General features: G+C 43.1%; 11 protein-coding genes. 6 read left to right on the top strand and 5 right to left on the bottom strand.

Annotated elements, in window-relative coordinates; all coding sequences use genetic code 11:
• The first annotated feature begins 133 nt into the window (after positions 1–133).
• Positions 134–1,342 carry a sodium/glutamate symporter gene (gene gltS, locus DK430_RS05020; protein WP_109078013.1) on the top strand — a complete coding sequence of 403 codons (1,209 nt, stop codon included), beginning with the start codon at positions 134–136 and terminating at the stop codon, positions 1,340–1,342.
• A 67-nt stretch (positions 1,343–1,409) separates the two neighbouring features.
• Here gltS and cpxA read toward each other — a convergent pair whose 3' ends face one another.
• From cpxA to yejK, 4 genes are all read right to left on the bottom strand, one after another.
• Positions 1,410–2,798: an envelope stress sensor histidine kinase CpxA gene (gene cpxA, locus DK430_RS05025; protein WP_109078014.1), complete on the bottom strand. Its 1,389-nt coding sequence runs from the start codon at positions 2,796–2,798 to the stop codon at positions 1,410–1,412.
• A gap of 44 nt (positions 2,799–2,842) precedes the next feature.
• Positions 2,843–3,538 (bottom strand): response regulator, encoded by a 696-nt coding sequence (locus DK430_RS05030; protein WP_109078015.1) that lies wholly within the window; start codon positions 3,536–3,538, stop codon positions 2,843–2,845.
• A 38-nt stretch (positions 3,539–3,576) separates the two neighbouring features.
• Positions 3,577–3,990, bottom strand: coding sequence for an outer membrane protein assembly factor BamE (gene bamE / locus DK430_RS05035; protein ID WP_109078016.1), 414 nt, complete (start codon positions 3,988–3,990; stop codon positions 3,577–3,579).
• A 65-nt stretch (positions 3,991–4,055) separates the two neighbouring features.
• Positions 4,056–5,081, bottom strand: a complete 1,026-nt coding sequence (yejK, locus tag DK430_RS05040) for a nucleoid-associated protein YejK (protein WP_109078017.1) — start codon at positions 5,079–5,081, stop codon at positions 4,056–4,058.
• A gap of 127 nt (positions 5,082–5,208) precedes the next feature.
• On the opposite strand from yejK, the gene DK430_RS05045 reads away from it, so the two are divergent.
• The 3 genes from DK430_RS05045 (at position 5,209) to DK430_RS05055 (ending at position 8,426) form a co-directional block, all read left to right on the top strand.
• On the top strand, positions 5,209–5,433 hold the full coding sequence (locus tag DK430_RS05045) for a YejL family protein (protein ID WP_109078018.1): 225 nt from the start codon (positions 5,209–5,211) through the stop codon (positions 5,431–5,433).
• Positions 5,434–5,437: 4 nt separating this feature from the next.
• Positions 5,438–7,177, top strand: a complete 1,740-nt coding sequence (locus DK430_RS05050; RefSeq protein ID WP_109078019.1) for a DUF3413 domain-containing protein — start codon at positions 5,438–5,440, stop codon at positions 7,175–7,177.
• Between the two features lie 259 nt (positions 7,178–7,436).
• Complete coding sequence (locus tag DK430_RS05055; protein WP_005546155.1) at positions 7,437–8,426, top strand: amidohydrolase family protein; 990 nt, start codon at positions 7,437–7,439, stop codon at positions 8,424–8,426.
• A 65-nt stretch (positions 8,427–8,491) separates the two neighbouring features.
• Here DK430_RS05055 and mazG read toward each other — a convergent pair whose 3' ends face one another.
• Positions 8,492–9,286 carry a nucleoside triphosphate pyrophosphohydrolase gene (mazG, locus tag DK430_RS05060; RefSeq protein WP_109078061.1) on the bottom strand — a complete coding sequence of 265 codons (795 nt, stop codon included), beginning with the start codon at positions 9,284–9,286 and terminating at the stop codon, positions 8,492–8,494.
• 182 nt (positions 9,287–9,468) lie between these two features.
• Between mazG and uspA the strand changes: the two genes are divergently transcribed.
• Together uspA and alaS are read left to right on the top strand one after the other, a co-directional pair.
• Positions 9,469–9,894: a universal stress protein UspA gene (uspA, locus tag DK430_RS05065; protein ID WP_109078020.1), complete on the top strand. Its 426-nt coding sequence runs from the start codon at positions 9,469–9,471 to the stop codon at positions 9,892–9,894.
• Between the two features lie 215 nt (positions 9,895–10,109).
• Entirely contained in the window at positions 10,110–12,734 is a 2,625-nt protein-coding gene (alaS, locus tag DK430_RS05070) for an alanine--tRNA ligase (protein WP_109078021.1), read from the top strand.
• Positions 12,735–12,755 lie beyond the last annotated feature (21 nt).

The following is a 12,755-nucleotide window of genomic DNA, read 5'->3' on the forward strand; positions in this document are numbered from 1 at the left end:
CAGTAGCCTGATTTTTCTGCTAAATTGAAGTTCCTTCCGTGATCGATAAAAATTTTTTATTCTTCGCATAAAATTTCCTAGCGCTTTAAATCTGAATAATCACTGGGATTCATCATTACAAAGAGGATGTTCTATGACTTTCAATACTTTTGAAACCCTCGCATTGGCGGGCTTTGTGCTGTTGCTTGGGTATTTTTTGGTAAAACGTATTTCCTTCTTAAAAAATTATAATATTCCCGAGCCGGTGGTGGGCGGTTTCTTAGTGGCAATTTTATTGACCGTTTTATATCAAGGTTGGGGCTTGTCTTTTACTTTCGACGATAATTTGCGTTCTACCATGATGTTGGTGTTCTTTTCTTCCATCGGTTTGAGCGCCAACTTTGCCCGTTTGGTTAAGGGTGGTAAGCCGTTAATTATTTTTGTGATTGCCGCAGGGATATTGATTGCCGTACAAAATATCGTCGGTGTAGCAGGTTCTGTGTTACTTGGTATCGATCCGGCTTATGGTTTAATTGCCGGTTCGGTAACTTTAACCGGGGGGCATGGTACCGGTGCTGCGTGGGCAGGCAAGTTAACGGAATTATTCCAACTTGAGGGTGCGTTAGAACTGGCAATGGCTTGTGCGACCTTCGGTTTAGTTTCCGGTGGTATTATTGGTGGTCCGGTGGCTCGCCATTTATTGAATAAAATGAAACATGGCGAGAACCCGGAAAATGATGAAGTTGATGATGTGCAGGAAGCCTTTGAGCATCCCACTTATCAACGTAAGATTACAACCCGCTCCTTAATTGAAACCATTACGATGATGGCGTGCTGTTTGCTTATCGGTCAGTTCTTGGATGCGCATACAAAAGGTACGGTCATTGAGTTGCCGACATTCGTATGGTGTTTATTTACCGGTGTGGTGATTCGTAACTCATTAACCCATATCTTCAAATTTAACGTTGCCGATTCTGCCGTGGATGTATTAGGTAACGTGGGCTTATCTTTGTTCTTGGCGATCGCGTTGATGTCTTTAAAACTGTGGCAGTTGGCAGGTTTAGCATTGCCGGTAATGGTTATCTTGGCGATTCAGGTTGTTATTATGGCGTTATTCGCTATTTATGTGACTTATCGCATGATGGGTAAAGATTATGATGCGGTGGTATTGAGTGCCGGTCACTGCGGTTTTGGTCTTGGTGCGACACCTACTGCGGTAGCGAACATGCAGGCGGTGACCAGTCGTTTCGGACCATCACACAAAGCCTTCTTAATTGTACCGATGGTAGGGGCGTTCTTTATTGACTTGGTGAATGCGTCTTTACTTAAAGTCTTTTTATTTGTGGTATCTGCACTGCACTAATTGGCGATATAAAAAAGAAAACCCCACTATGTTTGAGTGGGGTTTTTTGTTGTTTGGATGCGTTAGGCTATTTTGCTGCCCAAAGAGGTAAACGTAGGGTGACGGCTAAACCGCCCAGATTGGCTTTTCCTGCCCAGACCGCGCCGTGGTGATCTTTGGCGGTATTGGCTACGATAGATAAACCTAAGCCGGTTCCGCCGGTTTCGCGGGTACGGGCTTCGTCAACGCGATAAAACGGTTTAAAGATTTTTTCGTATTCATCTTCCGGTAAGCCGGCTCCGTTGTCTTCAATACGAATGAATAAATCATTTTCATGGGTATAAATGTGCATGGAAATTGCCGATTTAGTATATTTCAATGCATTTCTGACAATATTTTCTACCGCACTTGCAAGGAGTCCGTGGTTGCCATTGAGATAATATTGTTCAGGATGATCAATTCCCTGTTCCACATTAAAACGAATGTTCCTTTGTGCTGCTTCAAACTCCGCATCTTCTAAAATTTCTTCCCATAGTAAAGGCACAGGGAAGATATCTTTTTCCAGATGGCTATGGAGTTGTTGACGGGAAAGCTGCAGTAAATCGTTGATCATTTTATCTAAACGTTGAGCTTCCGTGTCAATGCGCTGAATTTCGTTACTATCACCCAGGCGGCGGCGCAGTAGTGCTGTTGCCAGCTGTAAACGGGTTAACGGTGTTCTTAATTCATGGGAAATGGAGGAGAGCAATGATTGTTGATTTAGCAACACCTCTTCAAGGGAAAGCATCATACGATTGAAACTTTGCCCCACTTGACGTAGTTCAATTAATCCTTTGGTTTCAAGATCTTTATTAATGTTGAGATTTCCCACCGCGACTGCATTTGCTGCCAGTTGTAAATTACGAATAGGTTGCCCGATACTGCGTGATAGCCACCATAGCAAAGGTGTGGAAATTAAAATAACCAGAATAATCAGGAAAAACGGGCGATCAAAAATATAGTTGAGAATTTCCTTTTGTGCATTGATCTGATTGACAAAATAGAGGCTGTAAGATTGATTATGCTCCGGGTTTAAATAGAGCGAAAACGGACCAACAATTTGAATATTGGAATAGATTTTTTTCAGTGGTTGATCCAGTGAGGCGTTGTTAAAGATAAATTGGCGCACAGACTTTTCTTCCTCAGGCAATGCACCGAGGATTTGTCCGCTTGGCGAAATTAATACCGGATGGGAGGTGAATCGATCATTCGGTAAACTTGGAACGCCGGCCAAAATACGGGAAATTTGGTTGTTACGAATGGATGTGGTGATTTCTTTTTGATATTTGGCAACTTCATATTCTTTTAGGTTCGAGTAAATGTGGGCATCAAAATAAGGTAATAGAAAAATAAAAATAAGTAAAATGGAGAATGTTAGCCAGAAGAAGGTGAAAATTCGTATGGTTAATGAGTTAAAAATAAATTCTTTTCTGAACATGATTGTTGGGGGATGAAAAAGGCTATATAAAATAGCCTTTATTGTTATTTTTCAGCAATTAACAAATAACCGCGACCGCGAAGTGTTTTAAACCATGGGAGATCATCGGGACGGGATGGTAATTTTTTTCGTAAATTCGACATATGCATATCAATAGCGCGATCGAATGGTGTAAGCGGTTTGCCTAACACTTCAAGACTTAATTCTTCACGGGTTAAAATGATGCCCGGATTGGTGATCAGTTTTAATAATAAAGCAAATTCGGTGCCGGTTAATTCCAGATCTTTTGAGCCTAACATCGCTTGCTGGCGACCCGGATAGAACATAATGCCACCAAATTCCACTTTATCCACATCTGCCGGATCTTTTGTGCTGTTAGCTTGTGCGGTACGTCTTAAAATCGCTTTAATGCGTGCCACTAATTCACGGTCATTAAACGGCTTCGGCAGATAATCGTCTGCACCTAATTCAAGCCCTAAAATACGGTCAATGTCATCACCGCGTGCGGTCAACATCATGACCGGTGTGGAATAGTTTTTTCTAATTTGTTTGAGTGTTTCGATACCATTTAAGACCGGCATCATAATGTCTAACAAGATGAGATCGTAACTATGGTCAAGTAATTCCAACGCTTCTTTACCATTGTTTGCAACATTCACCTGAAAGCCCTCTAAATCTAATAATTGGGCTAACAATTCGGTGAGTTCCGCATCGTCATCAACAAGTAAAATTTTAGCCATAGGTTAAACCTTATTTGGGTTACAAATAAAAAATCGAATTATTTCCAGAATTGCCACCAGCGCTTGGTTTGTGCGTCAGGTGCAGTGATAATGGTATTGTTTACTTCGACTTTATCATCGTTCGGCAAGGGTTTGTCCAAATCAAAGTTGCTGACGATGCCGTTTTGATCGAAATGTACTACCAACGTATGTTGTTCCGGTGTTTCATACGCTTTTTGTTGCAGATAAACATAATACCAAGTGTGATTACTGTAAGGATCAATGAGAACCGGCGTACCCAATAAATATTGAACCTGTTGAGCGGTCATCCCGGTTTTTAGTTGTGTCACTTTTGACGCTTCCAAATAATTGCCTTGCGGCACATCAATACGATAAACAATTTTATTGACACTGGAGCAAGCGGTAACACTAAGCGCGAAAATAAGTGCGGTTACAACAGATTTGAATTGCATTTCTTTGCCTTTTTATTCTCTAAATAATGTAAACGATGATACCGAAAGTTTAATTAATTGCCAAACTAATTCTGTTCTTTTAACCCGCGCTGTAACTGATCGCGCAAATTCGGCGGTAATCCTTTAATGGTCAGCGTATCGGCGGCTTCATCCCAAATAATGCGTTGATTAATTAATTCCGCATCAAAGCTAATGGTAATCCCTTTGCCGGAGCCGGAAAATTTCGTCAGCGACTTAAGTGCAGTGCGAATTGGCGGTATATTTTCTTCTAAACCGTAATTTTGCGCTTGGGTAAACTCGGCGAAAGGTTGTTCGTTTAGAGTCGGCAGCTCGCCGGAAAGTTCCGCCAGTTCAATGTCTTCACCGCTGTTTATCTGCCCTTTGCAATATTCAAACACCTGTTTTTTCACCGCTTGGGTTTGCTCGGAGTTTAACTCGCCTTGTGCGCAGTAATCGCTCACCGCCTGCAATAAACATTGATTTTGCACCTGCGGGTTAAGCCCTTCTTCCGCACCGAGGAAATCCATAAAAAAGTCAGCAATTTTGCGTCCTACACGACCTTTAATGAAGGTTAAATAACGATTGGAATTGGCGTTGAGTTGCAGATCGGTCAAATTAATGCGCGCGGCGACATCAAATTGGGTGATGTCCAAGTATTCGGTGCGTTGAATTTCCAGTTTTTCGTCCACAAGCATACTGACACGACTGTCCAATAGGGCGATAAACAAATAATCGGTGGCGAGAAAATTGTACTGACACAAGACTAATGTGCCGCTGTCGGCAAAATTGTATTTACCGAGCTCGTTAATTAGCAAATGGGTGGATTCATAGCTGAAAGGCAAAAATTCCAGTTCATTTTCCAATAAACGATTCAGGCTTTGGGCAAATACGGAAGAATCAAGAAAAACGCCGTAGGCTTTGGCTTTATTTTGATAACCTTGATGTAATTGCAACATCATTTGTTCTACTTCCGGCGTGATAGTCAGCACTTGTTCACGTAACACGCTATGTAGTTGCGGCGCGCTTTCCGGTTCGGTTTGGGGCGATTTAATAATCTGGTGAAGAATAACTTGTTTGACGGTAATGCTCATAAAATTGTCCTTAAAAAAATTCCGCCTATTATAACCGCACTTTTTAACAGAACTAACAAAATATGTTAGGATTAGCGCAATTATCGGTTAATATAAGCGACATTTTAAATCGGCAAACCAATCCAACATGGCAATTCAATCAAAATACCAAGATAAACAAATAGATGAGATTCTCAATGACATGATCGCGGTGCTTGAAAAACATCAGGCGCCACTGGATTTATCCTTAATCGTGTTAGGCAATATGACCACCAATTTACTGCTCGGCAGTGTCGGAAAACAACAGCGACAAGTTCTCGCTCAAGCCTTTTCCGATGCTTTGCTGAACTCCGTTAATACGGCGAATCAATAGCATCATGTGGAAATTCAACAGCAAACAATATCGTGAAGAAACCTCACAAAAAATTTCGTGGGGGCACTGGTTTGCTTTTTTTAATATTCTGTGGGCGGTTTTTATCGGCGCCCGTTATGCCTTTATTATTGATTGGCCGGATACTTTATTCGGCAAAATTTATTTTTTCATCAGCCTGTTAGGGCATTTTAGTTTTATTGTTTTTGCCTTCTATTTGCTGGTGATTTTCCCCCTCAGTTTTATCGTCAAAAACCACCGCACTTTTCGTGGATTGACTGTAATTCTCGCAACTATCGGCAATACGTTATTGCTGGTAGATACGGAAGTGTTTGTTCGCTTTAATCTACACCTTTCTTCTTTGGTCTGGAATTTGTTAGTGAATCCGGAAAACGGCGAACTTTCCCGCAACTGGCAGCTTTTCTTTGTACCGATGCCCTTGATTTTATTGGTTCAAATGCTGTTTTCCCGTTGGTCTTGGCAAAAATTGCGCAGTTTGGAACGGCAAAAATGGCTGAAAGGCGCGGGCATCTTTTTTGTCTGCACGTTTATCGCGACCCACCTAATTTACGCCTGGGCGGATGCGTATTTATACCGTCCGATTACCATGCAACGTTCGAATTTCCCGTTGTCTTATCCGATGACCGCCCGCTCGTTTTTAGAAAAACACGGTTTTATTAATAAGCAGGAATACGCCGAACGTTTGGAACAGGAAGGGCGCCTGGATGCCTTGGCGATTAATTATCCTAAACAGCCGCTTACTTTTAACGAACCGCCGGAAAAGCAGAATATCGTGCTAATTACGGTTTCGGGGTTGCGTTATGATGCTGTAAATGAGGAAAAAATGCCGAATTTGACACAGTTTGCAGCGGATTCCACACAATTTACCAATCATTACAGCAGCGGCAATAACAATAATGCCGGGTTAACCGGCTTATTTTACGGTTTGAACGCAAACTATACGGACAGTTTATTGAGCAACAAAACGCCGTCGGTGTTGGTTGACCGCATAGCACAACAGAAATATGCGCAAGGGCTATTTTCCGGCAATAAATTTGCTTCCAGTATTTTACGGCGCGCTATTTATCAGCAAACCAAACCGAGTGGCGATACGTCCAACCAAGCGGCGGTAAGTGCCTTCCAACGTTGGTTGGAAAGTGCAAAAGCACAAGAGAACCCCTTCTGGGGTTATTTAAGTTTGAGTATTAAGCCGAATTTGTCGCAGGAAAAATATGCACAGGAACTTGCCAAAATCGATGAATTACTGGGGCAAATTTTACCGCAATCAGATTTGCCGAACACACTGGTGATTGTGACCGCCGAACATGGTTATACCTTCCGCAAACTCACAGAAAAAGAGGAAAACAGCTATTTCGCCCGTGATGAAGTACAAGTGCCGATGATTGTCCATTGGCAGGGGCTGGCGAAAGGCAAGGTGGCGAAATTAACCTCTCATGTGGATCTCTTGCCGGCGCTGATGAAACACGTTTTCTATGTCAAAAATCCGATTGGCGATTATGCGCAGGGACGGGATTTATTTGATTTGAATCAGACGCCGGATTGGGTGTTGGTGTCCAATTACCGTTGGAATGTGATTATTCAGCCGGACGGTACGCAATACCATATTAATACGCGTGGAAACTATCAAAAATATGACCGCACTTATCAAAAAATTTCCTCCGAAAGACCTCCGTTGGGGCTGTTTTTGGACGTGTTTAATCAGGAACGTTCATTTTTAGAAAAATGATTAAAAATACGCCAGACCAATAGTCAAAACCGATTATATTTTTAAGGTGGCTCGCTTTATACTAGCGGGCAAATTTAATCAGGACAAATACGATGTTATTAATTAAAAATCTGCGAATTTTTCATAACATTATCCGTTATTGCAATGAAACCGTTTCATTGATCGCCTTTCTTTTTTCAATTAATAAACAATCCTCTTTTGAGGATTTTTTTCTATTTGCTCCCACCACATTGTCAAATCTGCTTAGCACGGAGTAATTATGACGAAGAACCATGTTCGTAGTTTCAAAACCTATATTCGAGATGAAATTATTAAAAAAGGCGGCTGGGTCAATGCGCACGCGCACGCCGACCGCGCTTTTACCATGACTCCGGAAAAAATCGGGATTTATCACAGCAGTAATTTGCAGCAAAAATGGGATTTGGTGGACGAGGTTAAACGCACGTCTTCCGTGGACGATTATTACGCCCGTTTTTGCCAATCTATCGAGTTAATGATTTCCCAAGGGGTGACGGCATTCGGTACTTTTGTGGACATCGATCCGGTGTGTGAGGATCGCGCGATTATCGCCGCCCACAAAGCGCGCGAAGTGTATAAAAATGACATTATTCTGAAATTTGCCAATCAAACCTTGAAAGGCGTGATTGAGCCGACGGCACGCAAATGGTTCGACATCGGCTCGGAAATGGTGGACATGATCGGCGGCTTGCCGTATCGCGATGAGCTGGACTACGGACGCGGTTTGGACGCCATGGATATTTTGCTGGATAAAGCCAAATCCCTCGGCATTATGTGCCATGTGCATGTGGATCAGTTCAATTCGCCGCAGGAAAAGGAAACGGAACAGTTATGCGATAAAGCCATCGAGCACGGTATGCAAGGGCGTGTGGTGGCGATTCACGGGATTTCCATCGGCTCGCATTCCAAAGAATATCGCTATCGTTTATATGAAAAAATGCGTCAGGCGCAAATGATGATGATCGCCTGCCCGATGGCATGGATTGACAGCAACCGAAAAGAAGAGCTGATGCCGTTCCATAATGCCTTAACACCGGCGGATGAAATGATTCCGGAAGGCATTACGGTGGCGATCGGCACCGATAATATTTGCGATTACATGGTGCCTTTGTGCGAAGGCGATATGTGGCAGGAGCTGAGTTTGCTCGCCGCCGGTTGTCGTTTCCCGGATCTGGATGCTATGGTGAATATCGCCAGCATCAACGGGCGCAAAGTGCTCGGCATTGATTAGAAAAGAAAATACCGAGTTTGGCGCTCGGTATTTTTTATTGTGAGAACGGAAAAGTGCGGTCGTTTTTAACGGTGTTTTTCTTCCCGCTTTACTTCATCCCACAACACATCCATTTCTACCAGGGAAGTTTCTTCAAAACGACGATTTTGTTGCGTTAACTTTTCCTCCACGCGACGGAAACGTTGCTCAAATTTTTGGTTGGCTTTACGCAGACTTTCTTCCGCCTGACATTTTAAATGGCGGCTTAAGTTGACGGTGGCAAACAACAAATCGCCCATTTCTTCTTCGATTTTTTGTTGATCCGGTGATGAACATTCCATTTCCTGTTTTACTTCCTGCAATTCTTCTTCTACCTTGGCAAAAACCTGCGCAATCTCCTTCCAATCAAATCCGACTTTGGCACAGCGTTTTTGCAATTTTTCTGCGCGCATGAGGGCGGGGAAGGCATTTGGAATGTTATCTAAAATGGACGTGTGACCTTGATTTTGGTGTTCCTTTGCCTTCATCGCATTCCAATTCTGCAAGGCCTCCAGTTCGTTATTGGCGTGTTTATCGCCGAACACATGCGGATGACGGCGCACGATTTTTTCCGCCACGTCCTGTACCACTTGATCGAAGGTAAATTTCTTTTCTTCCGTCGCCAACTGGCTCAGAAACACCACTTGTAGCAACAAATCGCCCAGTTCTTCTTTAAGGTTTTCCACATTGTCCTGTTCGATTGCTTCAATGACTTCGTAGCTTTCTTCTTTCAGGCAAGGAATCATGGATTGGTAGGTTTGTTTGATGTCCCACGGGCAACCGTGCTCGGGATCGCGTAATTGGGCGATTAATTTGACAAAATCATGGATAGAATAGGTCATTTTTTGCTCCATGTTAGTTAAATAAAGGAAATGGGATCCTAACACAAAAGGCATTTTGGATCATTTTCTGCATCTCAAATGAAAGTTTTTCTCAAAATGTGATCCAGCACATATTTTTTTTTATATCCCGGTGCTACTATACAACCAAAGTAAATTAACCCTGATCAGATAAGGAGTCGATTATGTATAAACATGTGTTAGTTGCAGTTGATCTTTCAGAAGAAAGTGCGTTCTTATTGAAAAAGGCTGTCGGCGTGGCAAAACGTCATGATGCGAAGTTATCCATTATTCATGTGGATGTAAACTTCTCGGATCTTTACACAGGGCTGATTGATGTGAATATGGTATCAATGCAGGATCGTATTTCCAGTGAAACACAACAGGCATTGATCCAACTCGCCGAACAAGCGGGTTACCCAATTACCGAAAAACTCAGTGGTAGTGGGGATTTAGGTCAAGTATTAACCGATGCCATCGAAAAATATGATGTTGATTTGCTTGTCACCGGTCATCACCAGGATTTCTGGAGTAAGTTGATGTCCTCCACACGTCAGGTGATGAATTCAATTACTGTTGATATGCTTGTCGTTCCTCTTCGTGACGAATAAGACGATAGTAAAGTAAGTTGTAGAAAATAATACAAAAACTAACCGTACTTTCACGAGTCTCGGATGTGAGTGCGGTTTTTATTTTCCGTGCTGTCAAGAAAATAAAAACATTATGGCTAAAAAGGTTTTTTATAAATAAGAAAAATATGCAACAATACGCAGTTACCTAATTACCTTTTAATTTTAAAGATATTTTAAGAAAGCAAGGCTTGTAAATGAAGACAACAGCACAAATTCGACAATCGTATCTTGATTTCTTCCATAGTAAGGGGCATCAAGTCGTCGCAAGTAGTTCTTTGGTTCCGGAAAATGACCCGACGTTATTGTTTACCAACGCGGGAATGAACCAGTTTAAAGATGTTTTTTTAGGTTTGGAAAAACGCCCTTATAGCCGTGCCACCACAGCCCAACGTTGTGTGCGTGCCGGGGGAAAACATAACGATTTAGAAAATGTGGGTTACACAGCCAGACACCACACATTTTTTGAAATGCTCGGTAATTTCAGTTTCGGGGATTATTTTAAACACGACGCCATCCATTTCGGTTGGGAATTTTTAACTTCTCCGCAATGGTTAGGATTGCCGAAAGAAAGATTATGGGTCACCGTATACGAAACCGATGAAGAAGCCTACAAAATTTGGCATGACGAAATCGGTATTCCGGCAGAACGCATTATTCGTATCGGTGATAATAAAGGTGCGCCTTATGCTTCCGATAACTTCTGGCAAATGGGTGATACCGGTCCTTGCGGGCCTTGTACCGAGATCTTCTACGATCACGGCGATCATATTTGGGGCGGACCGCCGGGATCGCCTGAAGAAGATGGTGATCGTTACATTGAGATCTGGAATATCGTGTTCATGCAATTTAACCGCCATGCGGACGGCACGATGGAAAAATTGCCGAAACCGTCTGTGGACACCGGTATGGGCTTGGAGCGAATCAGTGCGGTGTTGCAACATGTCAACTCTAACTACGATATTGATATTTTCCAAAAATTAATTGCCAAAGCGGCAGAATTAACCGGCGAAAAAGATTTAAGCAACAAGTCCTTGCGCGTCATTGCCGACCACATTCGTTCCTGCGCTTATTTAATTGCGGACGGTGTGGTGCCTTCCAATGAGGGACGCGGTTATGTGTTGCGTCGTATTATTCGTCGCGCGGTACGTCACGGACATTTGTTAGGCGCAACCGAAGCGTTTTTCTATAAACTCGTGCCAACCTTGATTGAGGTGATGGCGCAGGCGGGCGAAGAGGTGAAAAAACATCAAGCCACCGTAGAAAAATTATTACGTTTGGAAGAGGAGCAATTCGCGCGCACATTGGAACGTGGTTTGACCTTATTGGATGAGGCTTTAGCGGAAGTAAAAGACAATGTATTATCCGGCGAAGTGGCGTTTAAGTTATACGATACTTATGGCTTCCCGTTGGATTTAACCGCCGATGTTTGTCGTGAGCGCGGTATTGCCATTGATGAAGCGGGCTTTGAACGCGAAATGGAAAACCAACGTTTGCGCGCGCAATCCGCCAGCCAGTTCGGCATGGATTATAACAGCGTGATTCGTGTTGACGGCACAACCCGTTTTGAAGGCTATACCGAATCAGAAACGCTGGCAAAAGTGACCGCACTTTTCCACGACGGGAAGTCGGTAGATACGGTTCATGCCGGTCAACAGGCAGTTGTTGTTTTAGATAACACGCCATTCTATGCGGAATCCGGTGGTCAAATCGGAGATATTGGTCGCTTAGAAGGCAACGGTTTTAATTTTGACGTAAAAGACACCCAGAAATATGGTCAGGTATTCGGTCATATCGGTGAGCTTACCCAAGGTAGCTTATCCGTCGGGCAGTCGGTGAATGCTGTGGTTGACGTCGTTCGCCGTCAACGCATTTCATTGAATCACTCTGCAACCCACTTGTTGCACGCCGCATTACGTCAGGTATTAGGCGAACATGTCGCTCAGAAAGGATCGCTTGTTTCTGATGCGTTATTGCGTTTTGACTTTGCCCAACATGAAGCAATCAGTAAAGAGCAATTAGCCGAAGTAGAACGCATAGTTAATCAGCAAGTTAGAGCGAATAACCCGATTCAAACGGAGATTATGGAGCTGGAAGCCGCCAAAGCGAAAGGCGCGATGGCGTTATTCGGCGAGAAATATTCCGACCAAGTGCGCGTCTTAACGATGGGTGATTTTTCCATTGAATTATGCGGCGGTATCCATGCGAAACGCACCGGCGATATCGGGCTATTTAAAATTGTAACGGAAACGGCAGTGGCGGCGGGGATTCGTCGTATTGAAGCGATTACCGGCGAAACTGCAATAGAATGGTTACAAAACCAACAATCTTTATTAAATCAAAGCGCCGAATTACTGAAATCGGATGTCAATTCCATTACGGATAAGATTTCTCTGTTGCAAGATAAATTTAAGAAAGTTGAAAAAGAACTACAAACATTAAAAGAAAAAGCTGCGCTACAGGCCGGTAACGACTTGGCTCAAAGTGCGGTCAAAATTAATGGTGTTTCTGTCATTGCGCAACAACTTGATGGTATTGAAGCGAAGTCTTTACGTTCAATGGTTGATAGCCTGAAAAATCAATTAGGTTCGGCGGTGGTTGTATTTGCTTCCGTAGTAGATGAAAAAGTTAATCTTATTGTAGGTGTGACTCAGGATCTGACAGGGAAAGTAAAAGCCGGCGAATTAGTGAATTTGATGGCACAACAAGTTGGTGGTAAAGGCGGTGGCCGTCCTGATATGGCCATGGCCGGCGGTACTCAGCCGGAAAATGTAGACAAAGCGTTATCGGTTTGCTCCGATTGGCTGAAAGCGAATTTATAAGCTTTGTTTGTGTCTGAGGCG

The sequence above is a fragment of the Aggregatibacter kilianii genome (genome assembly GCF_003129965.1).
Classification (GTDB): domain Bacteria; phylum Pseudomonadota; class Gammaproteobacteria; order Enterobacterales; family Pasteurellaceae; genus Aggregatibacter; species Aggregatibacter kilianii_A.